At 67.9% G+C, this 21,920-nt stretch carries 28 protein-coding genes; 19 read left to right on the top strand and 9 right to left on the bottom strand.

Annotated features, from left to right (window positions below):
- The 3 genes from NDI86_RS08465 to NDI86_RS08475 are packed head-to-tail and all read right to left on the bottom strand — an operon-like array spanning position 1 to position 1,271.
- On the bottom strand, positions 1-291 hold the full coding sequence (locus NDI86_RS08465; protein WP_310899981.1) for a DUF424 domain-containing protein: 291 nt from the start codon (positions 289-291) through the stop codon (positions 1-3).
- The gene (locus NDI86_RS08470; protein ID WP_310899982.1) at positions 288-1,019 is read right to left on the bottom strand and encodes a tetratricopeptide repeat protein; all 732 of its coding nucleotides are present in this window, start codon (positions 1,017-1,019) and stop codon (positions 288-290) included. Before NDI86_RS08470 ends, NDI86_RS08465 begins: the two co-directional genes overlap by 4 nt.
- A gap of 33 nt (positions 1,020-1,052) precedes the next feature.
- A complete protein-coding gene (locus NDI86_RS08475) occupies positions 1,053-1,271 on the bottom strand; it encodes a hypothetical protein (protein ID WP_310899983.1) in 219 nt (72 codons plus the stop codon).
- A 75-nt stretch (positions 1,272-1,346) separates the two neighbouring features.
- Here NDI86_RS08475 and thpR point away from each other — a divergent pair, with 75 nt between their 5' ends.
- A complete protein-coding gene (gene thpR / locus NDI86_RS08480; protein ID WP_310899984.1) occupies positions 1,347-1,910 on the top strand; it encodes an RNA 2',3'-cyclic phosphodiesterase in 564 nt (187 codons plus the stop codon).
- Between the two features lie 82 nt (positions 1,911-1,992).
- The gene (locus NDI86_RS08485; protein WP_310899985.1) at positions 1,993-2,805 is read left to right on the top strand and encodes a ZIP family metal transporter; all 813 of its coding nucleotides are present in this window, start codon (positions 1,993-1,995) and stop codon (positions 2,803-2,805) included.
- On the opposite strand, the gene NDI86_RS08490 is transcribed toward NDI86_RS08485, so the two are convergent.
- Positions 2,798-3,313: a hypothetical protein gene (locus tag NDI86_RS08490; protein WP_310899986.1), complete on the bottom strand. Its 516-nt coding sequence runs from the start codon at positions 3,311-3,313 to the stop codon at positions 2,798-2,800. The genes NDI86_RS08485 and NDI86_RS08490 overlap by 8 nt on opposite strands.
- A 139-nt stretch (positions 3,314-3,452) precedes the next feature.
- Between NDI86_RS08490 and NDI86_RS08495 the strand changes: the two genes are divergently transcribed.
- The 4 genes from NDI86_RS08495 (at position 3,453) to NDI86_RS08510 (ending at position 4,788) form a co-directional block, all read left to right on the top strand.
- Positions 3,453-3,605, top strand: coding sequence for a 50S ribosomal protein L39e (locus tag NDI86_RS08495; RefSeq protein ID WP_220588816.1), 153 nt, complete (start codon positions 3,453-3,455; stop codon positions 3,603-3,605).
- On the top strand, positions 3,605-3,883 hold the full coding sequence (locus NDI86_RS08500) for a 50S ribosomal protein L31e (protein WP_310899987.1): 279 nt from the start codon (positions 3,605-3,607) through the stop codon (positions 3,881-3,883). Before NDI86_RS08495 ends, NDI86_RS08500 begins: the two co-directional genes overlap by 1 nt.
- A 3-nt stretch (positions 3,884-3,886) precedes the next feature.
- Complete coding sequence (locus NDI86_RS08505; protein WP_310899988.1) at positions 3,887-4,552, top strand: translation initiation factor IF-6; 666 nt, start codon at positions 3,887-3,889, stop codon at positions 4,550-4,552.
- Positions 4,553-4,656: 104 nt separating this feature from the next.
- The gene (locus tag NDI86_RS08510; RefSeq protein ID WP_310899989.1) at positions 4,657-4,788 is read left to right on the top strand and encodes a hypothetical protein; all 132 of its coding nucleotides are present in this window, start codon (positions 4,657-4,659) and stop codon (positions 4,786-4,788) included.
- Here NDI86_RS08510 and NDI86_RS08515 read toward each other — a convergent pair.
- Positions 4,785-5,141: a DUF5658 family protein gene (locus NDI86_RS08515; RefSeq protein WP_310899990.1), complete on the bottom strand. Its 357-nt coding sequence runs from the start codon at positions 5,139-5,141 to the stop codon at positions 4,785-4,787. The genes NDI86_RS08510 and NDI86_RS08515 overlap by 4 nt on opposite strands.
- Before the next feature lie 134 nt (positions 5,142-5,275).
- Between NDI86_RS08515 and rpl18a the strand changes: the two genes are divergently transcribed.
- The 4 genes from rpl18a to NDI86_RS08535 all read left to right on the top strand — a co-directional run bounded on the left by rpl18a (position 5,276) and on the right by NDI86_RS08535 (position 8,438).
- Positions 5,276-5,449 carry a 50S ribosomal protein L18Ae gene (gene rpl18a / locus NDI86_RS08520; protein ID WP_310899991.1) on the top strand — a complete coding sequence of 58 codons (174 nt, stop codon included), beginning with the start codon at positions 5,276-5,278 and terminating at the stop codon, positions 5,447-5,449.
- Positions 5,446-5,907 (top strand): prefoldin subunit alpha, encoded by a 462-nt coding sequence (pfdA, locus tag NDI86_RS08525; protein WP_310899992.1) that lies wholly within the window; start codon positions 5,446-5,448, stop codon positions 5,905-5,907. Before rpl18a ends, pfdA begins: the two co-directional genes overlap by 4 nt.
- A gap of 7 nt (positions 5,908-5,914) precedes the next feature.
- On the top strand, positions 5,915-7,339 hold the full coding sequence (ftsY, locus tag NDI86_RS08530; protein ID WP_310899993.1) for a signal recognition particle-docking protein FtsY: 1,425 nt from the start codon (positions 5,915-5,917) through the stop codon (positions 7,337-7,339).
- Between the two features lie 163 nt (positions 7,340-7,502).
- A complete protein-coding gene (locus tag NDI86_RS08535; RefSeq protein ID WP_310899994.1) occupies positions 7,503-8,438 on the top strand; it encodes a DUF4397 domain-containing protein in 936 nt (311 codons plus the stop codon).
- Positions 8,439-8,757: 319 nt separating this feature from the next.
- Here the strand turns inward: NDI86_RS08535 and NDI86_RS08540 are convergent, their stop codons facing one another.
- From NDI86_RS08540 to NDI86_RS08555, 4 genes are all read right to left on the bottom strand, one after another.
- On the bottom strand, positions 8,758-9,417 hold the full coding sequence (locus NDI86_RS08540; protein ID WP_310899995.1) for a bifunctional 4-hydroxy-2-oxoglutarate aldolase/2-dehydro-3-deoxy-phosphogluconate aldolase: 660 nt from the start codon (positions 9,415-9,417) through the stop codon (positions 8,758-8,760).
- 44 nt (positions 9,418-9,461) lie between these two features.
- Entirely contained in the window at positions 9,462-9,836 is a 375-nt protein-coding gene (locus NDI86_RS08545; protein WP_310899996.1) for a cupin domain-containing protein, read from the bottom strand.
- A gap of 60 nt (positions 9,837-9,896) precedes the next feature.
- Positions 9,897-10,805 carry an AEC family transporter gene (locus NDI86_RS08550; protein WP_310899997.1) on the bottom strand — a complete coding sequence of 303 codons (909 nt, stop codon included), beginning with the start codon at positions 10,803-10,805 and terminating at the stop codon, positions 9,897-9,899.
- Between the two features lie 95 nt (positions 10,806-10,900).
- Positions 10,901-12,145 (bottom strand): DUF7094 domain-containing protein, encoded by a 1,245-nt coding sequence (locus NDI86_RS08555; RefSeq protein WP_310899998.1) that lies wholly within the window; start codon positions 12,143-12,145, stop codon positions 10,901-10,903.
- Positions 12,146-12,300: 155 nt separating this feature from the next.
- Here NDI86_RS08555 and NDI86_RS08560 point away from each other — a divergent pair, with 155 nt between their 5' ends.
- The 9 genes from NDI86_RS08560 (at position 12,301) to NDI86_RS08600 (ending at position 21,910) form a co-directional block, all read left to right on the top strand.
- The gene (locus tag NDI86_RS08560) at positions 12,301-13,401 is read left to right on the top strand and encodes a helix-turn-helix transcriptional regulator (protein WP_310899999.1); all 1,101 of its coding nucleotides are present in this window, start codon (positions 12,301-12,303) and stop codon (positions 13,399-13,401) included.
- Between the two features lie 40 nt (positions 13,402-13,441).
- Positions 13,442-14,200, top strand: coding sequence for an electron transfer flavoprotein subunit beta/FixA family protein (locus NDI86_RS08565; RefSeq protein WP_310900000.1), 759 nt, complete (start codon positions 13,442-13,444; stop codon positions 14,198-14,200).
- Entirely contained in the window at positions 14,197-15,147 is a 951-nt protein-coding gene (locus tag NDI86_RS08570; RefSeq protein ID WP_310900001.1) for an electron transfer flavoprotein subunit alpha/FixB family protein, read from the top strand. Before NDI86_RS08565 ends, NDI86_RS08570 begins: the two co-directional genes overlap by 4 nt.
- A 225-nt stretch (positions 15,148-15,372) precedes the next feature.
- Positions 15,373-17,001 carry an ABC transporter substrate-binding protein gene (locus NDI86_RS08575; RefSeq protein ID WP_310900002.1) on the top strand — a complete coding sequence of 543 codons (1,629 nt, stop codon included), beginning with the start codon at positions 15,373-15,375 and terminating at the stop codon, positions 16,999-17,001.
- Positions 17,002-17,011: 10 nt separating this feature from the next.
- A complete protein-coding gene (locus NDI86_RS08580) occupies positions 17,012-18,886 on the top strand; it encodes a PDC sensor domain-containing protein (protein ID WP_310900003.1) in 1,875 nt (624 codons plus the stop codon).
- A gap of 195 nt (positions 18,887-19,081) precedes the next feature.
- Positions 19,082-19,924, top strand: a complete 843-nt coding sequence (locus NDI86_RS08585) for a polyprenyl synthetase family protein (protein ID WP_310900004.1) — start codon at positions 19,082-19,084, stop codon at positions 19,922-19,924.
- Positions 19,925-20,331: 407 nt separating this feature from the next.
- Positions 20,332-20,892, top strand: coding sequence for an AAA family ATPase (locus NDI86_RS08590; RefSeq protein ID WP_310900005.1), 561 nt, complete (start codon positions 20,332-20,334; stop codon positions 20,890-20,892).
- Complete coding sequence (locus NDI86_RS08595) at positions 20,889-21,305, top strand: RNA-binding domain-containing protein (RefSeq protein WP_310900006.1); 417 nt, start codon at positions 20,889-20,891, stop codon at positions 21,303-21,305. Before NDI86_RS08590 ends, NDI86_RS08595 begins: the two co-directional genes overlap by 4 nt.
- Positions 21,302-21,910 carry an HAD family hydrolase gene (locus NDI86_RS08600; protein WP_310900007.1) on the top strand — a complete coding sequence of 203 codons (609 nt, stop codon included), beginning with the start codon at positions 21,302-21,304 and terminating at the stop codon, positions 21,908-21,910. Before NDI86_RS08595 ends, NDI86_RS08600 begins: the two co-directional genes overlap by 4 nt.
- Positions 21,911-21,920: the final 10 nt, after the last annotated feature.

Raw genomic sequence — 21,920 nt, forward strand, 5'->3', positions numbered from 1 at the left:
TTAGAGCCAGAGTAGCTGCGCGTGGCGGGTCCCGTCCACGTCGAGGACGTTCTCCTCGTCGACGAAGCCGTGTTCGACGGCCACGTCCACACTCTCGGCCCCGACGATGTTGGCGACGCTACAGCGTGCGAGGCTGTCGACGACCTCCGACTCCGAGACCTGGTCGCCGCCGTAGAACGACTCCTCGACCGTCAGCGAGACGGGGCCGTCCTCGAACGTCTCGCCCATCACGTCGGCGTCACAGACGGAGACGAGCAGCCCCTCGTCGGTCTCGCGTTCGTTGAGTATCATTCGAGCAGCTGCTGTTCGGCCCGGTCGCGCATCTCCTCGACCTCGTCGGCCAGCTCCTCGGCCTTGTCGTACTCGCCCAGCTCTTCGAGCCCACGGGCCTTCTCCTCTAACACGTCGGCGTTCCGGAAGCCCAGGCGGATGGCGTTGTCGAACGCTTCGACGGCGTCCTCGGCCAGCCCCCGCTCCAGCAGGAAGAAGCCCCGGTTGTACCAGGCCTCGCCGAAGCGCGGGTCGATTTCGACCGCGCGCTCGGCGTGTTCTAGGGCCTGCTCACTGTGGCCCGACTCCCACAGCGCGTACGCGAGGTTGGTCTCGGCGGTGGCGGCGTGGTCCGACTCCTCGTCGAAGGTCAGCGCCTCCTTGTACGCGCCGATGGCGGCGTCCCACTCCTCCAGTTGGGCGTGGGCCGCGCCCTTGTTCGTCCAGGCCTCCTGTTCGAGTCGGTCGTCCTCGGTGAACTGCGCGACCCGCTCGAACGTCTCGGCGGCCTGCTCGTGGCGGTTGATGTGCATGTACTCCAGGCCGACGTTCAGGAGTTGCTCCGGGTCGACGGCGTCGCTCGTCACGTTGCGTCGGTCGAGCATGTCCGTCAGCACGCGTGAGTCGACGGGGTCGACCTTGTCCGGGTCGACTTCGAACTCCGGCGGTTCGAGGTCAAAGCCCTCGTAGGGGTCGTCGAACCCCTGGCCCTCCGAGAACTGGTGGTCCTCGCGCTCGCGGTCTGTCATTACCCTCCGATTGTCGGTCAGGTGGGTTAAGGGCTACGTCCCGGGCTCGTCGGCGTCGGTGTCGCTCGGCGCCGCGAACCGGCGTCCCAGAGCGTCGCTCCCCACGGCGAGGGCGGCGAGGCCGCCGGCGCCGAGCAGGTAGCCGACGACGGGTTCGCCGGTGGTGAGCCCGACGATGGCCAGCCCGATGGCCGCCACCAGGATGGCGGTGCATCGCCGGCTGGGCAGGCGGAGGGCGTCGATGTCGTCCATACACGTCGTCTCACGGATGGGTCGGATACGTGTTTCGCCACCGAAGCCAAGGGCGGCCGGCGCGTCCTGGTGTGTATGAGCAAGCGACTGTTCGTCAGCGTCGACCTCGACGGACTGGCCGACGCCGTGCGGGAGGTCCAGGGGCGCTTCGAAGGTGCCGACGGACTGCGGCTGACCGACCCCGAGCAGGCCCACGTCACGCTGACGTTCCTGGGCGACACCGACCCCGACGCCGTCGACGACCTGGTGACAGAACTCGAAGCGGCCGTCGCCGAGAGCGGTGTCGACCCCTTCGGGGCACACGTCGGCGGGCTGGGCGTCTTCCCCTCGCTTTCCTACATCAGCGTCGTCTGGGTCGGGGTCCGCGACGGCGAGGGGGACCGCGAACTGACGGCGCTGCACGAGGCCATCGAGGCCCGCACGACGGCGATGGGGTTCGACGCCGAGGACCACGACTTCACGCCCCATGCCACTATCGCCCGGATGGACCACGCCGGCGGGAAAGAACGGGTTCAGACCGTCGTCCGGGACGAGGACCCCGACGTGGGACGCCTTCGTGTCGAGGAGATTCGCCTGACGGAGAGCGTCCTGCGCGAGGACGGCCCGGCCTACACCACCGTCGAGTCGATACCGCTCTGAGCGCCAGAAATCGGCTCTAGGTCGACCAAAAACAAATCAGATTCATGATAATTCTTATGCCCGTCAGCACAGTAGGGGGGGCATGGTCACCATCGAGAACGTCGCCTTCGTCTTCGTCGCCGGGTTGCTGACGGCGCTGGCGACGGGGCTGGGAGCGGTGCCGTTCTTCCTGGTCGACGAGTTCTCCGACCGGTGGAACGTCCTGCTGTGGGGGGTCGCGTCCGGTATCATGGTCGCCGCGTCGCTGTTCGGCCTCGTCCGTGAGGGGTTGAACTACGGCTCGCCGATTCTGATGGTACCGGGGCTGCTCACTGGGGTCGCCCTCGTCGTCGTCGGCCACAAGGTCCTTGAGGGGTACGACACCGGGCCGAAGAAGTTCGAGCAGGCCGACTTCAAGAAACTCGTGCTCATCCTCGGTATCCTGACGATACACAGCTTTCCTGAGGGCGTCGCCGTCGGCGTCTCCTTTGCGGAATTGGGGCTGGAGGGGAACGTCACCGGGGAGACGGTCGCCATCGCCGGCGTCGCGGTGCCGCTGCTCGCGGTGTTCATGACGGTCGCCATCTCGATCCACAACATCCCCGAAGGGACGGCCATCGCCATCCCGCTGCGCTCGCTGGGGGTCAGCGAACCGAAGATGGTGTGGTGGGCGGTGTTCTCCTCGCTGCCCCAGCCAATCGGCGCCGTCATCGCCTACTACTTCGTGACGCTGGCCCGGCAGTTCCTCCCCTTCGGCTTTGGCTTTGCGGCCGGGGCGATGATATATCTCGTCGCCACCGAGTTCGTCCCCGAGGCGCTGGAGTACGGGCAGAACCTCGCCGGGGGCGGCAAGCGCGAACTGCTGACCGGCGTGCTCGCGGGCGTGCTGGCGATGGTCCCGCTCGCCTTTATATGAGCGAGCGGTTCCTGATGACCTTCAGGTCCACGAAGGCCTGCAGCGGGTCGTCGAACTCCTCGACGCGGTTCTCCATCCGGTAGTTGGAGTGGTCGACGACGAAGTAGTACGGGCCCGCGGTCTGGACGGGTTGGCGGTTCCCGCCGTTGTCAGTCGTCGCTTCGTACAGTTCCTTGCCCTCCGCTGGCACCGCCGCCTGGCTGAACTCGTCGTTGCCCGGTGGCGTCTCCTCGGGGTCGTCGCCCTTGATATACGCGTTGTACCGCTCGAAGTTCGACTCGTCGGTGAAGAAGTAGACGTCGAAGGCCCGCTCGGCCCGGACGATGTACTCGATGGCGCCGCCCGACTCCGAGAGGTTCGGAATATCCGTCTCCATCCACGCGTCGCCCGGGTCGACGGAGACGTCCTGCTGCACGCTCACGATGACTTCGCCGCCGCCACCGAGACACCCGGAGCCGCCGACGACCACCCCCGCACCGACCGTCCGTAGTAACGACCGACGATTCACGTGTGGCTATCTCCCGATTTCTCTACTTAGTTCTATCCGCCCACTTACAATCCCTGATAACGAAAGCAACCTACCCCCGGCCGGAGGACAGCGACCGAAAAGGAAGGAATTTAAGCCGGGACGGAGAAGGTCCGACACCATGAGCAAGAAGTCGAAGGCCAAGAAGAAGCGTCTGGCCAAACTCGACAACCAGAACAGCCGCGTCCCGTCTTGGGTCATGCTCAAGACCGACCGCGAAGTCCAGCGCAACCCGAAACGGCGCCACTGGCGCCGGGGCGACACTGACGAATAATGAGCGCCGGAGACTTCGAGGAGCGGGTCGTCACGATTCCGCTCCGCGACGCCCGTGCCGAGCCGAACCACAAGAAGGCCGACAAGGCGATGAGGCTCGTCCGCGAGCACCTCGCCAAGCACTTCTCGGTCGAGGAGGACGCGGTCCGCATCGACCCCTCCATCAACGAGACGACGTGGGCCCGCGGCCGGTCGAGCCCGCCGAGCAAGCTTCGCGTTCGGGCCGCCCGCTTCGAGGAAGAGGGCGAGGCCGTCGTCGAGGCCGAGACAGCGGAATAACCCTTGCTCCGCGCGGCATTCTCCGGGTCGTCGTACGTCGGTGTCTTCGCCCGAGCGACCGACGACTGCGTGCTGGTTCGCCCCGACGTAGACGAGTCGCTGGCCGAGGATTTCAGCGAGGAACTCGACGTGCCGGCCATCCCCACGACGGTGGGTCACTCCGCGACGGTCGGGGCACTCGCGACCGGTAACGGAAACGGCCTGCTGGTCTCCTCTCGCGTGCGCGAGACGGAAATAGACCGGATTCAGGACGTCGTCGACGTGCCGGTGACGAAACTACCCGGTCGTATCAACGCCGCCGGCAACGTCGTCTGCTGTAACGACTCGGGCGCCTACGTCCACCCCGACCTCTCGCGGGAGGCCGTCCAGGCGGTCCGCGACGGGCTGGACGTGCCCGTCGAGCGCGGCGTCATCGCCGGCGTCAACACCGTCGGCACGGCGGCCGTCGCCACCGACAGCGGCGTCCTCTGTCACCCGAAAGCCACCGACGGCGAACTCGACGCGCTCGAAGACCTGCTCGACGTGCCCGCCGACATCGGCACCGTCAACTACGGCGGTCCGCTGGTCGGCTCCGGGCTCGTGGCCAACGACAGCGGCTACGTCTGTGGCACCGACACCTCCGGCCCGGAACTGGGTCGCATCGACGCCACGCTGGGCTACATCGACTGACGACGCGGCTTTCGGGCGGCACTTCGCTTCGACTGCGAGCGTCGGCTGTCGGCGACGCTCCAGCAATGTCAACATTTATCATGATAGACGCTGGAGATAGATACATGTCAGAGAAAGAACCAACGGTGTCGAAACCGAAACCGCTCGTCTGCCGACGGTGTGACTACGCGACGGAGGTTCTCAGGACCTCCTGTCCGCTGTGTGGCGGCGACATGATATCCGCGCCGGAGAGCTAGCTCCCCAGCGACGCGAGCGTCGCCGCGTTGAGCGCCACGACCCCGAGCGAGACCAGCGCGAACCCGACGAGGACTGCCGTGGCCCGCCGGTCGTCCAGGCGGGCCCACGTGACCACCACGACCAGCAGTGCGCTGAACTTCAACAGGCCGATGCCGGGCGTCCCGTAGGTCTCGATGAACGCCCGGGCGACGGCGTTGCCCTCCCCGAGGCCCCGGTCCATACCCACCATCGTCGTCACGATGTCGAACAGCGACGACAGAATGACGACGGTCCACAGCACGGTGTGTGACTCCGACAACTGGCGCTCGCCGGGGAGCCAGCCGCCGTCAAGCACAGAACTGTCTTCCCCCACTGTTGTCTCTCCAATCGGTGGCGACCGACATAAGCGCTGTTCCCCCACGTCCCGCCGCCGTCCCGGACTCCGGGGGCGCGGGTGAGAATCACCGAAGGGGAAGATACTTCCCTGTCCTGCCCGCACCGGAGGGTATGAGCACGTACACTGTCCGCGGAAGTTTCCCGGCCCGCGACGGGCCACAGCAGTTCGAGAAGGAGGTAGAGGCGCCCAACGAGAACGTCGCCACCGAGCGCGTCTACAGCGACTTCGGCTCCCAGCACAACCTCAAGCGCACACAGATTACCATCGACGAGGTGGCAGCATGATGGGCGGCGGTGGCGGTGGCGGCGGCGGCATGCAGCAGCTGCAACAGGAGATAGAACAGCTCGAAGCCGAGATGGAGGCCATCGACGAGGAAGTCGAGCGCCTGCAGGAGAAGCAATCCGACATCGACGACGCCATCGAGGCCATCGACGTGCTGGAGTCGGGCTCGACGGTGCAGGTCCCCGTCGGCGGCGACGCCTACGTCCGCGCGACGGTCGACGACATCGACGAAATCGTCGTCTCGCTGGGCGGCGGCTACGCCGCAGAGCGCGACCAGGACGGCGCCGTCGACACGCTCGAAGCGAAGAAGGAGACCCTCGACGACCACATCGACGGCCTCCACTCCGACAAGGCCGAGGTCGAGAGCGAGATGACCGAGCTCGAACAGCAGGCCCAGCAGATGCAACAACAGCAGATGCAACAGATGATGCAGCAGCGCGAAGAGCAGTCCGACGAGTAAGGTCCACATGTTCGACGGACTGAAGGACAAGCTCAGCAGCTTCAGAAGCGACGTCGAAGAGGACGTCGACGAGGAGGCCGTCGAGGAGGACGAACCCGGCGACGCCGAGGCGACCCCCGAGGAAGCGGACGCTCCCGAAGCGGAGAGCGCTGCAGACGCGGAAACTGCCGATGCGGAGAGCGTCCCCGAGGACTCGACGGATAGCGCCGAGCACACGCCCGAGGGCGGGCCCGGCGAGGAGACTGTCGAGCCGGCCGCCAAAGCGGCGGCCACGCCAGAGACGCCGGCCGATACCGCCGAGGAGCCGCCGGAACCGGTTGGCGAAGGCGACGACGAAAGCGAAGCCGACGCCGACGAAGCGGCGACGGTCGAAGCAGATACCGAGTCGACGGACGCGTCGGAAGCAGACGCCGCTGAAGCGGACGAGGACGCGGATGCCGACGACGAGGCGGACGCCGCTGAAGCGGACGCCGCTGAAGCGGACGAGGACGCGGATGCCGACGACGAGGCGGACGCCGCTGAAGCGGACGAGGACGACGACGGCGGCCGAAGCTTCACCGAGAAGGCCAAAATCATGGCCACGGGGAAGACGGTCATCGAGGAGGCGGACCTCCAGACGCACCTGGACGACCTCGAACTCGCGCTCCTGTCCTCGGACGTCGAGATGAGCGTCGCCAACGAGATTTTGAGCGGCGTCGAGGCGAACCTCACCGGCCAGACGCGCCGTCGCCTCTCCAGTACGGGGAACCTCGTCCGGGACGCCCTGCGCGAGGCGCTGTTCGACGTCATCAGCGTCGGTCAGTTCGACTTCGACGAACGGGTCCAGGAAGCCGACAAGCCCGTCGTCATCATCTTCACCGGCGTCAACGGCGTCGGGAAGACCACGACCATCGCCAAGCTCTCGCGGTACTTCGAGGACCGGGGCCGCTCGACGGTGCTTGCAAACGGTGACACCTACCGCGCTGGCGCCAACGAGCAACTCGAAAAGCACGCCGAGAACCTCGGCAAGAAGATAATCACGCACGAGCAGGGGTCGGACCCGACGGCCGTCGTCTACGACGCCGTCGAGTACGCGAAGGCCAACGACGTCGACGTGGTGCTGGGCGATACGGCCGGTCGGCTCCACACCTCCGACGACCTGATGGCCCAGCTTGAGAAGATAGACCGCAACATCGACCCCGACATGACGCTGTTCGTCGACGAGGCCGTCGCGGGTCAGGACGCGGTCAACCGCGCCCGCGAGTTCGACGACGCGGCCGAGATAGACGGCGCGATACTTACGAAAGCCGACGCCGACCCACAGGGTGGGGCGGCCATCTCCGTGGCCCACGTCACGGGCAAACCCATCCTCTTCCTGGGGACCGGGCAGGACTACGACGACCTCGAACCGTTCGACCCCGAGGAAATCGTCGACAGCCTGTTCGACGAGTAACCCGTCTCAGGTCTTCCTCACACACTACGCACTATATCGGCGGTCAGCGTCGCCTACGACAGATATCTGTACCAGATACCGTCGAGGACCCTCCGAATTAACTCACGATTTACGTCCCGTACACTGTCACTTACCAAAGGCCCCGCCGGTGTCGGCCCTACCGATGCAACGGAACAGCAAGACTCGACGCGGTGTACTGACGGTCGCCGGCGGCGCGCTGGCTGCCCTCGCGGGCTGTAGTAACAGCGACGGGCAGAGCGGGACGCCGACCGAGACGGGCACCGCGTCGGACGGCATGGAGCCGATGACCGAGACGGCCGAGCCCACCGAATCGGGGACCGAACAGGGCACCGAGTCGGAGGGGACCGAGGAGGGGATGCCCCCCGAAGGCGACGCGATGCTCCGGGTCGCCCACCTCGCGCCGGACGCGCCCAACGTGGACGTGGCCGTCGACGGGACGACGGTCCTCACGGACGTGCCCTTCGAGACGGTGAGCGACTACCTGGCGCTGACGACCGGTGAACACCAGGTCACCGTCACGCCGACCGGCGGGTCGGAGGCGGTGTTCGACGAGGCCGTCACACTGGACGCAGGCCGCCAGACGGCCGCCGCCATCGGCGAAGTGTCGGGCGAGAACCAGCCCTTTACCGTGACGCTGCTGACCGACGACGCCACCGCGGCGGAGGCCGGCAGCACGCGCGTCCGGGCGGTCCACACCATCCCCGACGCCCCCGCCGTCGACGTGACCTCCGGCGAGACGGTCATCGCGGACGGACTCGAGTTCGGCGAGGCCGGCGACTACGTCACCGTCCCGTCGGACGTCACCGCCGTCGAACTCCGCCCCGACAACCTGAACAACGACGCGGAGCCGGTCGCGACGTTCAGCGTCGACCTGACCGAGATGGCCGCACAGACCGTCTTCGCGGCGGGGTATCTCGAACCCTCCGGCGACCAGCCCGGCGCCCGACTCGTCGTGGCGACGGACGCCGAACCCTCCGAAATGGGCGGCGGGACTGAGACCGGCACGGGAATGGGAACCGGCACCCCGTCCGGAACGGAGATGGGGACGCCCACCGGCACGTCGACCGGCGGCATGTAAGCCGGCCCCACGAGCCACGGCGTTCGCCCGTCGTGACGGCGCCCGGGTCACGCTGTCGCGACGCGTCTTTTCCCTGTTCGTCGGTTGCCGCGAGCGGCGGCGCTACGCACCCCTTTCGAGAACTATCGCTCAGCGCCTCGCTGCTCGCGGTTTCACCGCTCGCCCTGACCGAGAGAGTTCGCTTCGAGAGACGGAGTGTAGCGACGTTTCTCGCTGCTCGCGGGTCGCTGCGCTCCCCGCTCGCTTTGTCCGAGGCGCTTCGCTCGGCGACTCGCTTGCTCCACGGCTCACTCCGTTCGCCGTTCCGCTTCGAGGGACCTCACTCCGTTCGGTCCCTCGCTTCCTCCACCGCGTCGACGAACGCCGCCGCGCTCTCGCGGACCTGGTCCATGTCCTTGTTGCGGATGGCCTCGTAGTCGACCAGCGCCGACCCGGCGCCGACGGCGACGGCGCCCGCATCGAAGTAGTCGGCCGCGTTGTCGGCGTCGACGCCGCCGGTCGGCATGATGGGCACGTCGCCCAGGGGTCCCTGGATGGCGCTGATGTGGCCCGGCCCGACGGTGGAGGCCGGGAACAGCTTCAGCATGTCGGCGCCGGCGGCCATCGCGTCGGCGGCCTCCGTCGGCGTCATCACGCCGGGGATGCACAGCACCCCTTCCCGGTTGCACACCTCGACGACGTCCGCGTCGAAGTGCGGACCGAGGACGAACTCGGCGCCGGCCTCGATGGCGTTGCGCGCGGCCGCGGGGTCCATCACCGTCCCCACGCCGACGACGGCGTCGGTGTCGGAGAGCGCGCGGTCGACGGCCGCGACCTGTTCCGAACACCGCTTGGCGTCGGCGGTCAACTCCAGGGCGCGCACCCCGCCCTCGTGGACCGCGCGGGCCACGTCGACCATCTGGTCCTCCGGAATGTCACGCAGGACGGCCGTGACGCCGCTGTCGACGAGTGCCGCTCTGACTTCCTGCTTTCGTGTCATGGGTGTCTCTCGACGGGCCGGCGGGAAAAGCGTAGTCACACACGTCACTCGTCTGGCTCGTACGGCAGGCCGGGGTCGCTCTTTGGCGCGCCGACGCCGAGCACGCGGGCCGACGAGTCGGCGTCGGCGGGATTGAACGCCCGATGTGGGCTCTCCGGTTCGGCGACGAACACCTCGCCGCGCTCGACGACGAACTCCCCTTCCGGCGTCTCGACGTGGACCGGTCCCGAGACGACGTAGAACAGTTCCTCGCGCTGCTGATGATAGTGATACGTGCGCGGGAGCTGTTCGCCGGGCGCCATCTCGTAGGTGGCCGCGTGCAGGGCAAGTAGCTCCGCGGCGTCCGAGATGCCCCGCCGGTCACACGGGTAGTCCTCGGTCTCGGGGAGGTCCGCCGGGTCGATGTGGTGGTAGGTCACGGTGGGTGTCGGTCCGGGAGCGGGGAAAAGCGCACGGTGAGCGGCCGTGACGCCGTCGCCTCAGCCGAGCAACCAGACCAGCGTCGAGAGGGTCACGAGCGAGGCCACGGTGGTCACGACGACGTTCATCGAGGCGAAGGACTCGTCGCCGCCGAGTTCGCTGGTGTAGACGTACGTCGAGACGGCGGTGGGCACGCCGAGCATGACGACGGCGGCCGACAGCGCCGTCGACCCGAGCCCGAGCGCCGAGAACACGACCCACGCGAGCACGGGCATCCAGACCACCTTGAGCAGGACGACGCCGGTGGTCGGCCGCAGCGTCGACAGCGACAGCTCCGCGTCGAGTTTCGCGCCGACACAGACCAGTGCGAGCGGGAGCGCGAGCGTCGAGACGGCGTCGAGCCCGGCGATGGCGACCGACGGCACGGCGACCCCGCCGACGGAGGCGGCGACACCGGCGGCCAGCGACACGAGGACGGGATTCCGCAGAAGCGAGCGCAGTTCGGCCGACAGCGACGCGTCGCTGTCGTTGATGCGGACGAGCGTGAGCATCGTCACGGGGGCGTGGGTCAGCGCGCCCAGCCCGAGGACGACGCTGGCGATGGCGGCGGCCTCGCCCCCCAGCGTCGCCGCTACCAGCGGCAGGCCGAGAAAGCCCATGTTCCCGTGGTAAGACTGCACGATGGCGACGCTCCGGCGGGCGTCGCTCGTCCGCTTCCGGTGGACGAGCCAGCCGACGGCGAGGGTGATTGCGAGGACGGTCCAGAAGCCGGCGAGCAACGCCGGCGAGACGAGTTCGCCCAGGGGGCGGTCGAACGTCGAGGCAAAGACCAGCGACGGCAGGGCGACGTAGAACGCGAAAGCGGTCAGTGTCTCGGTGCGGCGCTCGTCGAGGAGGGAGACGCCGCTGGCGGCCGCGCCGACGGCGAGAAAGACCAGCATGAATCCGAGTTGTTCGAGGACGGCCATACGGACCCCTTCGGGCAGGCGTTTTAGTCGCTTTCGTCACCGGGCCGCCCTGTGACGCGCTCGCAGGGCAAACGGGCCCCGGAGGTCGGGGCCGTTCAGGACGCCGGGACGACGACGGAGGTGCTGCCCGCGTCGGTCGCGACGGTCACGGTGTAGGCCCCCCGCGGCTCGACGGTCCAGAGCACGCCGTCGCCGCCGGTCGTCCCGACCACCTGGCCGTCGATGGTGACGGTGCCGTCGACGGGCGCGTTCGTCTCGTTGTTCGCGGCGCTGACGAGCAGCGGACCGGTCGAACTGGACTGGCGGACAGCCACCGCGAGCGTGTCGTCGACGTTGCGCTCGGTCGCTCTCGTCCGCACGCTGGAGAGCTGGCGGACCTGTTCCTCGTAGAACACGTCGGTCGTCCCGCCGTCGAGATACGCCGTCAGCACGCCGTTCGGGTGATCGGCCGTCAGTTCGTAGATGCCCGAGGTCCCGTAGAAGGTGAAGCTCGGGCGCTGCCGTTCGTACAGCCACGGGTAGAGGTCGGCCGCCCGTTCGTCCGCGACGTCCAGACGGTCCGTCTCGGGGTCGCCGTCGTTCGTCGCCTCCGCGAGGAACTGGTCGGTGGCGCCGGGGTCGCGCGCGTCGTCGAGGCGCGTCTCGCGGACGTACTCGTCGCCGTCGACCGTCGCGAGCATGTAGCCGTCGTCGGACGCCTCGACGTAGAGCGTGCGGTCGGTGGCCCCGCCCGACTGGAGCTGAGCGCCGATGGGACCGGTGAGCGTCCGCAACTCGCCCTCGACGGCCCGCAGTCTGGCGGTGAGCGACTCGTTCAGCGAGTACCTGGGCGCCGTGTTGGGGGCGGCGGCGATACGGTCGACCGTCTCCAGCAGTTCGCTCGCCTCGGCGTTGACGACGAGGCGCGTCCTGAGAAACGCCGTCGCCGATATCTCGCCGCGGGCGTAGCGGGCGACGGCCCTGTCCTGGCGCTCGTCGAGCGCCTGTTCCTGGGCCTCGATGGCGGCCAGGCGGTCCGTGACGAGCCCTGCTCGCGCTTCGCGGCCGTCGGTGCGACGGAACCGCTCCTCGAAGGCGATGGCGTCGTGTCGGTGGTGGAGCTGTGCCGACCAGGCCTCGGTGGCGGTGCCGACGTCGATACCGGTGTCGTTGTAGCTGGCGCGCCGGACTTCGTCGTCCGGGAGGCTGAGTTGATTCGTCGTGTTTTCGACGGTGTCGATACTCGGGAGGGACGTCGCGGTCGTCTGGGGACGCTCTGGCGTGGTGCCGATGCCAGCGACCGGGATACCCGCCGCGGTGACGAACAGCAGCGCGACGAGGAGGGCAGGAAGCGGTCGCATTGCCGACCAGTATAGCGCCAGCGTACAAAAACCTCCCCCATTACGGGACCAGTAACTGCGGTCGGAGAACTGCCGAGACGTTTCACCGCCACCGCTGACGTTTTATTCTTCGATAGAAAGGGTTTTGCCGACGGCCTGTCGACTGTTTGGGTGACATGGCCCCGCGGGCATCCGCCGTCCTCCTCGTCCTCCTCCTGTGTGCGTTCCCAGCGGTCTCGGCGGCCACGCCGCTCGCCGCCACGGCCGGCGCACCGGCCGCGCAGTCGGCCGCGACCCAGGAACTCGAATCCGAGAACACGACGTTTCGCGTCCAGTTACGTCCCAACGGGAACGCGCGCTGGACGGTGACCGAGACGTTCAACCTGTCGGACGCGAACGACACTCGGGCGTTCGAACAGCTCGGCGAGTCGTTCGTCGCGGGCGACGGCGACGCCGGTCCGCTCTCGGAGTTTCGCGCCGCGAGCGACGCGGCGTCGACGGCGACCGGCCGGGAGATGGCGATCACCGACGCGAGCCGTGATTACGTGGTCGACGACGGCCAGGGACGGCTCGTCCTCTCCTTTAACTGGACGAACTTCGCGGCCGTCCGCGGCGGTCGGCTGTTGCTTCGGGACGCGTTCTACACGCCCGATGGGACGTGGTTCACGAACCTCGAAGCGGGGCAGTCGCTCGTCATCTCGCCGCCACGGGGGTACGTCCTGACGAACTCCCCCCAGAACTCCTACATCGACGAGGGCGACCTGCGAATCGACGGCAGCCCGACCACGACGTTCGAACGCGGCGACCTGAACATCGTCTACGAGAGCGACAACGCCACGTCGACGGGGACCGGTCCGATTCGGGGCGGGGACTTCCCGCTGTGGCTCGGCATGAGCCTCCTGCTCGTCGTCGCGCTGGTGGCCGCGTTGCTCTATCTGAACGGGGAAGACGGGTTCCCGGCCGTGGGCGCGACCGACACCGACGACGGCGGCGGGGACGCCCCGGCGCCCGAGATAGCCACCGACGACGCGGAGCCGTCGACCGACGACATCGACGTGGAACTGCTGAGCGACGAGGAGCGCGTCGAGCGGCTGCTCACACAGAACGGCGGGCGGATGAAGCAGGCCCGCATCGTCAAGGAGACCGGCTGGTCGAACGCCAAGGTCTCGCAGTTGCTCTCCGCGATGGACGAGGACGACCGCATCGACAAGCTCCGCATCGGGCGGGAGAATCTCATCTCCTTCCCCGACGAGGACGTCACCGAGATCGAGGACTGACCGGCGGTAGCGTTTTCTCGCTGCCGACCGTCCGTTCGGTGTGCAACTACTTGTCACAGTGGCGCCGGGGTCCCGGTCGGCCGGGAGCGCCGACGGCGCCGAGTACGCCCTCGGGGAGTGGGACGCACACGCCCTGGAGGCGGCGGTCGGGCTGCGGGCGACCCGCGACGACATCGAGGTCGTCACCGCCACCGTCGGCCCGCCGGCGGCCGAGCCGGTCGTCCGGGCGGCGCTGGCGAGGGGGGCCGACCGCGCGGTCCGTGTCTGGGACGACCGGGTAGACGGGACCGCCCTGCTCGACGCTCGGGTGACGGCGCGGCTCCTGGCTGCGGTCGCCGCCGACGTGGACCCGACGCTCGTCCTGGCGGGCGCTCAATCCGGACCCGACGGGTTCGCCGCGACCGGCGTGGCTCTGGCGGCCCGTCTCGAATACGGCTGGGCGACGGTCGTCACCGACCTGTCGCTCGACCGCGAGGCGGGCGTCGTCTCGGTCCGCTGTGACCGCGGCGGCAACCGCACCGAACTGGTCGACGTCGACCTGCCGGCCGTCCTGACCGTCGGCGCCGGTTGCAACGAGCCGCGACCGGCGAGCCTCGGCGCGGTCAGGGCCGCCCAGCGCGCCGACGTCGCGGTCCGGTCGCTCGCCGACATCGGGACCGAGCCCGACGCCGTCGAGGGTGCGCTCACGCCGGTGGACACCGCCGACCGGGACCGGAGCGTGACGCTGTTCGAGGGCACGCCAGCGGAGACGGCCGCCGACGTGGCGGCGGTCCTCCGCGCGCACGGGGTGGAACCGTGACCGTCCTCACCGTCGCCGAGCACTGCGGCGGCCGACTGTGCGACGTGAGCCGGGAGGCACAGACCGCCGGACGGGAACTGGCCGAGGCGACCGGCGACCCCGTCCACACCGCCGTCGTCGGCGACGACGCCGAGCAGGTCGCCGAGGGACTCGCTCGCGACGGCGTCGACACGATACACACGGTCCCCGGTGGCGACGGGTTCAATCACGACGTGTACGTGCAGACGCTGTCGCAACTGGCGGCGTCCGTCGACGCCCGGGCCGTCCTCGTTCCGCACACGGCGACCGGGCTGGACTACGCGCCGGCGCTCGCGGTCCGACTCGACTGGCCCGTCGTGACGGACGCCGTTGCGCTCCACGCCGCGGACGGCCTGGCTGTCACCCGCGAACTGGACGGCGCGTCGACGACACTCGCCGTCGACGGCGGGCGGGCCGTCGTGACCCTCCGGCCCGGCGAGTGGCCCCCCGAAGACGGGACCGGCGAGACCGACGTGGTCCCCTTCGCGGCCGACGTCGACGACGAAGCGGTCCGTTCGACGATGACCGGCCACGAGGCGCTCACCGACCCCGACCTGGCCGAGGCCGACGTGGTCGTGGCTGTCGGGCGCGGTATCGGTGCGGAGGCGCATCTGGACGCGATATTCGACCTCGCGGACGCCGTCGGCGGGACCGTCGCCGCCGCCAGCCCGCCGGTGAAACGCGGATGGGTCTCGGCAGAGCGACTGGTCGGCCACTCTGGCGTGACCGTCGCCCCCGATGTCTATCTCGCTATCGGCATCTCCGGGGCCGCCCAGCACCTCGCCGGGATGCGCGAGAGCGACACCGTCGTCGCAGTCAACAGCGACCCGACCGCGCCCATATTCGACGTGGCCGACTACGGCGTGGTCGCCGACCTCTTCGATATCGTTCCGGAACTCATCGCGGAGTTCCACCCCGACGACGGCTGAAATTTACGGCGGCGCTGTTTGCGTCGAGTCGGGTTGGGGAGAGCCGTGCTACTGGACCGTTTTAGGAAGCTAATAGCCGCCAGTAGGCTCTTCTTTACTGCCAAGACCCCGGTTTCCGGTAAACTTATGATGTGTGATTAATGATGTACGTGTCAGCAAGAGGGGTGAGTATGGACCGGTCGTTTTTGCGACCGCGTGGGACCTCTCAGCACACGATACATCACAATGACAGACCGGATTACTGAACACATATCAAGACGGAGCGCACTCAAATCACTGGCTGTCTCGGGGACAGTCGGCCTCGCCGGGTGCGGGGGAGTCTTTTCGGAATCCGAGACCGAGTACGGTCCGACCGACGTCCCGCCCAAACAGGCCGGCATCGAGGAGTGGGGACAGAAGCTCAATGAGCACGCGAGAGAGGCCAACATCGACTGGGAGCAGTTCAAGGACGACGACATCACGCTGACGTTCGGGATGGGACTGCACCCGTACTCGACGACGTTCTCGACGACGGCCGAAGGCGAGGAGAAGGCGGTCAAGGACTATTTCACGGATCTTACAGGTATCGAAATCGAGTACGAAATCGTCTCCGAGGACAAGTTCTGGTCCGAGACCGAGAACGCGCTCTCCAGCGACGACAACCCGTACGACGGCATCATGAACGGGCTGTGGCCATCGGGCGGGTACCACTTTGGCGACGACGGTACCTCCTGGGTCCGTGACCTCATTCCCTTCATCAACGACGCCAGTCTGACCGACAAGAAGTGGCTCAAGATGGGCGACTTCCGGCGCCAGACCATCGAGTTGATGTCCTACCCCAACGCGGACGGTACCGTCGAGCTAACGGCGCTGCCCAACGGTATCGAGTTCTACGGCGGGACGGCCATCCACAAGCCGACGTTCGAGAAGCTCGGGCTCAGCGAACCGACGAACTTCGCGGAACTGGAGTCCTGTGCCAAGACGATAGCCGAGTCCAACGAGGTCGACCGCCTGGGTATCGTCTCCCGGACCAGTTCGGCCACGCTGTCGGCGGCCAACTGGGGGACGATGTTCAAGACCTACGGGGGCGAGTGGATCGACCGAGAAGAGCGGGTGCCACGGCTCAACGAGGAGCAGGGCGTCGCATCCCTCGAACGGTTCGGCAATATGCTGAACCAGTACGGCCCGGTCGACCCCGGGACCTACGACTGGTACGCCAACAACAACGCCTACAGCAACGGCGACGTTGGGATAATGTACTCGACGCCACAGACGTCCGGCATCGTCGACACCCAGGTCATGCGGGAGACGAAGTGGCTCCCGCCGCTGCAGGGGCCGGACGGCCGCGACCCGGTCGTCGACACCTGGGTCTGGGCGACCGGTATCACCGCCACCACGCCCAACCCGGAGGCGGCGTGGCTCTACCTCCAGTGGGCTAACTCCCGGATGGCGAACCTGCTGCTCTCGACTCGCCAGTGGGAGGGTGACGGGCCCCGGGCGGGGTATGCCCGGTTCAACTACATCAAGGACCAGGTCCAGCAGGGCAACGCGCCGCCGGTCCCCGGCGAGGGCTACATCAGCGCCTTCGAGGAGGGAATGAGCGCGGTCCCCGGCGGCAACCCCGACGACCCGAGCAGTTATCCGCCAGTCCCGGTCGACACACCCCAGAACATGAACATCATGGGCGAGGCGGCCAAGGCGATGAGCAGCGTCGTCAGCGGCCAGCGGACCGCACAGGCCGCCCTCGACAGCGCCGCCTCGACTATCGAGAGCAACGGCTACCTCTCCGAGGAGTCGATTCCCGCTCGCTACGTCGCGGACGACAGATTCTTAGACAGGGACTACGGCCAGCAATACGGAACTAACGGGAGCTAATAGACAAACGATGAGCACGGACGACACACCAGAGGCCCGAAGCGTCGACGAAGCCAGTAGTATCCTTCCCGGATTCCTAGCGCGGAGCTTCCTCGCGAAATTCCTGGTCGCGCTGCTGTTGATATCGGTCGTCATCGTCGGTGTGAGCGCGAACACCTACAACCAGACGTCCAACCAGTTGACCGAGGAGACCCGGACCGAGTACATCGGTGTCGCAAACCAGAGCGCGGCACAGATTGCGGACTGGCGCGAGTCACGGAGCGACACCACCCGCCGCCTCTCGCAGTTCGAGGTGGTCCGCAGCGGGACCCAACAGGAGCGGCAGGCGTTCCTCCAGAGCGAGAAAGAGCAGCTCCCGGAGGACGTCCACAACGTTCACCTCGTCAACCTCTCGAACGCGAACATCACCGCCAGCACGGACGAATCCGAAGTCGGGCAGAACCTCAACACGCGGGAGGCACCCTGGCAGACCCAGACGGAGCTGGTGTACAACAGCGACGGCGTGTTCATCTCCAGCGCAGAGGAGGCGCTGACGCGCTCGCTCGTGTCGTTCGTGACGCCAGTCGAGACGACGGACGGTGAGAACCGGTACCTCGTGGTCCAGGCCGACATGGACGCACTGGCCGGGAGCCTCCCGGCGCCGTCCGAGGACGTCTACTCGCAGGTCGTCGACTCCCAGGGCCGCATCGTCGCGGGGACCCAGGAGACCCAGGCCCTCGACCGTAACGACGGGAGCCTCTCCGTGTACACGGAGAACCCAGACCAGCTGGGCGTCCTCCAGAGCGGCCTCAACGGCCAGACCGAATTCGTGCAGGGCAGCGATATCAACGGGACGACGGCCCCGTCACACGGCTCCTTCGCAGTCGCGTTCGCCCCGGTCGCGGGCGAGGACTGGGTCGTCGCGACCCACGTCCCGCTCTCGACGGCGTACGCGCTCCGGAGCACTATCACCACGAACCTGCTCGTCCTCTCGGGCGCAGCGTTCTTCGGCATCGCCGTCATCGGCATCGTCTTCGGGCGCGGCGCGACCAGCGCGCTGAACCGGCTGACCGAGAAAGCCGAGCGCCTGGAGGCCGGGAACCTCGACATCGACCTCGAGGTGACCCGCCGCGACGAGTTCGGCCAACTGACGGCCTCGTTCGCGAACATGCGCGACGCGCTCCGGGACCGCATCCAGGAGGCCGAGTCCGCCCGCAAGGAAGCGGAGGTCTCCCGGCAGGAAGCGCTCGCCATGACCGACTACCTCCAGGAGAAGGCGGAGGACTACAGCGAGGTCATGCAGCGGTGTGCGAACGGCGACCTGACCCAGCGCATGGAGATCGACAACGAGAACGACGCGATGGACCGCATCGCGGAGGAGTTCAACGACATGCTGGGCGAACTGGAGAAGACCACCGGGCAGCTCAAGACCTTCAGCGAAGAGGTCGCCGAGTCCAGTGAGATCGTGCTGACCAACACGGAGAACGTGCGCCAGTCCGGAGAGCGGGTCACGGACTCCATCGAGGCCATCAACGCGGACGCGACCGACCAGGAGGCCCGCCTCGAAGAGCTGGCCGCCGACCTCGACGGCGTCATCGACCGGCTCCACTCGCTGAAGGGCAACCCACACGTCGACATCAACGAGGAACTGGCCCAGTTCCAGTCCGTCGCCGACGTCCTCGAACAGGCGACCGGCCGGAGCCAGTCCATCCGGACGGAGGCCGAGAGCGCCGCCGAGACCTCCAAACAGCAGGCCGACGAGCTGGACGAGGTCTCCGAACGCGCCGACCGGCTGAAACGCTACGCGAAACCGCTCGGTGGTATCCTCGACCGCTTCGAGACCGCCGCCGAACACGAGTTCGTCTTCTCGGGCGGTCCGAGCCAGCCGGTCGACAACGACGACTGAGACGGTCTGTCACACGCGGTCCGGCCATCTTTCTCGGCGCACCCCCCACGGACACCCAGCAGTGTTCCGTTTAGCAGCGACGCTTCACAGAGCCAGCCGGAACGTTCTGGCTGATAGCACCCCGATTTTGCTCCCAACGGACGACCGAACGCTGGGTCGTCAGGTACTTTTCCCCGTGGTCCTAACTCGGCGCTAATGGAGTATCTCGAGGCGCGTCGTGACCGCGTCGAGGCGCGGCTACAGGCCGTCATCGACGACGTCGAACCCGACGAACTCGCGGACCAGGTCGGCCACGTCGTGCTCTCGGGGGGGAAACGGGTCCGGCCGACGGTGGCGGTGCTCGTCTGTGAGGCGCTGGGCGGGGACCCGGCCGACGCCGTCGACTACGCCGTCGGCATCGAGCTGGTCCACAACGCCTCGCTCGTCATCGACGACATCATCGACGAGTCCGAGGTCCGCCGCGGGACGCCCGCGGCGTGGGCGCAGTACGGCCACGGCTCGGCCATCATCGCCTCCGACGGGCTGCTCGGGGAGGCCTTCGCCCTCTTTTCGGCGGACGAGCGGGCGATGCAGACCGTCTCCGAGGCGATGGTCGAACTCGGTGAGGGCGAGGCTATGGAACTGATCGCCCAGCCGACCAACGAGGCCGAGTACATGGAACTCGCCCGCCGGAAGACGGGCGCGCTGTTCCGGGCGGCCGCCGAACTGGGCGCTATCGCCGCCGACGCGGACGCCTACACCGTCGAGGCGATGGGCGAGTACGCCCAGCGGGTCGGCGTGGCCTTCCAGATGCGCGACGACGTGTTAGACGACACCGCCGACGAGGAGACGCTGGGCAAGCCGACGGGCCACGACGCCGAGATGGAACGGCCCTCCTTCGTCGAGGTGACCGACCTCACGACCGAGGAGGCAAACGCCAGGGCCCGCGCCGAGTCCGACGCCGCCCTCGAAGCGCTGGAGACGGTCGATGCGTCTCACTCCCAGTCCGTCGAGTACCTGCGGGAGCTAGCCGAGTTCGTCGTCGTTCGGGAACGGTGACTCGGAAACTCGGTTTTTGTGACGACATGTGATTGTGTGACGCAGACAACCACCGGTGCAGAGAGCCAGAAAGCCCCGACTGGCTTCGGTCCCGCGACTCGCTGCGCTCCTCGTCGTTCGCTCCGCTCACTCTTGCGGTGCTTACTTCGCCGGGGTTCCCGAAGCCAGTCGCCCCTTTCAGTCCCACCCATGCTGGCTGACCAACCGGGCTACGGGTGGACTGAAAGGGGCGGCATGCTACACTCGGGGGGCTCGTTGCGCTCCTCGGCCTCCGGCCTTCGGTGCTTACGTCGTCCGCCTTCGTGTAGCATGCCGGGGCTTTCTGGCTGTTCCCTATCGCTCTACCACCGAAGACCGTCGCTCCGAGAACAGCAGGTCTTTAGCCGGTTCTCGACAAAGCGCCTCCAATGACAGTCATCGGTGTCGTCGGACTCCCCGGCAGCGGCAAGAGCGAGGCGGCCGAGGTCGCAAGCGAGATGGGCGTGCCGGTCGTGACGATGGGCGACGTGATTCGCGCGGAGTGTCGCGAGCGCGGGCTGGACCCGGCGACCGACCACGGGACCGTGGCGAAGGCGCTGCGCGAGGAGAACGGGCCGGGCGCCATCGCCGAGCGGTCGCTGCCGGTCATCGAGGCCGAGCGCGAGGATAGCGACACCGTCCTCGTGGACGGCATCCGCTCGGACGTGGAGGTCGAGGCGTTCCGCGAGGCCTTCGGCGAGGCGTTCGTGCTGGTCGAGATAACCGCGCCATTCGACGTTCGGGCCGAGCGACTGGACCTCCGGGGCCGGGACGCCGGCGTCGACGAGGGCGGCGAAGCCTTAGAGGACCGCGACGAGCGCGAACTGGGCTTCGGGATGGGCGCGGCGATGGAGATGGCCGACGTGACCGTCGAGAACACCGACTCGCTGGCGGCGTTCCAGCGACGTATCCGGGCGCTGCTGGAAGAGGGCGTGGAGGCCCAGTCGTGAGTAGCGTCTACAGCGTCGACGTCGAGATTACCGCGCCGGTCAACGACACCGAGGTCACGGCGCGGGTCGCAGACGCCGTTCAGAACCTGTTCCCCGAGGCCGACCCCGACCACCGCGCGGGCGAACTCGTCGCCGAGGTCCACACGATGGAGGGGTTCTCGGCGGAACTGCACCGAGCGGAGATTCTGGACACGGCCCGTTCGGTCTTCTTCGACAGTCTGGCGGGCGACCGCTTCGCGTTCGACCTGAAGAAACAGGCGGCCTTCGAGGGCCGCGTGAACTTCGCCGTCGGCGAACCCGCCGAACTGGGCGACATCCACGTCGAGGTGACGGTCCGCGAACCGGACGCCGATAGCTACATCGACTACGTCGCGCCGCCGACCGAGGACGGGAAACCGATAGACACGGAATGACGGACGCCCTCTGTTTCGCGCTGGACGGCGTGCTGGTCCAGCGGACCCGCTCGGACGCCGAGATTCTGCGGGACGTCTTCGCCGCCCACGGCGTCGACCCGACGGACGAGCTACTGGCGACGGCGCGTGACTCGTTCCGGCGCGCTTTCGAGGGGTTAGAGCCCGAGCCCTACCGGCAGTCGATGGCGGCGGCCGTCGCGGCGGCCGACAGCGGTGCCGACCCCGACGCGATGGTCGCGACGCTGCGGGAGGAAACCTACGCCGGGACTGCAGTGCCCGAGGCCGCCCGCGAGAGCCTCGCCGGGCTGGCCGACGACAGCGCGCTCGCGGTGATAACCGACGGCCCCCGCGAGTGGCAGGTCGGGAAGCTCGACTACCACGGCCTGTCCGACCGCTTCGACGCCGTCGTCGCCTCCTACGACGCCGGCGCGCACACGCCCGATACCGCTCCGTTCGAGCGCCTGGGCGAGCGGCTCCCCGCCGAGGAGTACGTGATGGTCGGGGACAGCGAGGCCGTCGCGGGCGCGCGAGCGGCCGGGTTCGTCCCGATAGAATACGCTAGGGAGGGCCCGGACCTCTGGGCGACTATCGACGCGCTGCTCTGAGCCGCCGTCG

The organism is Haloarcula onubensis (genome assembly GCF_031624605.1).
In the GTDB taxonomy this organism is placed as follows: Archaea; Halobacteriota; Halobacteria; order Halobacteriales; family Haloarculaceae; genus Haloarcula; species Haloarcula onubensis.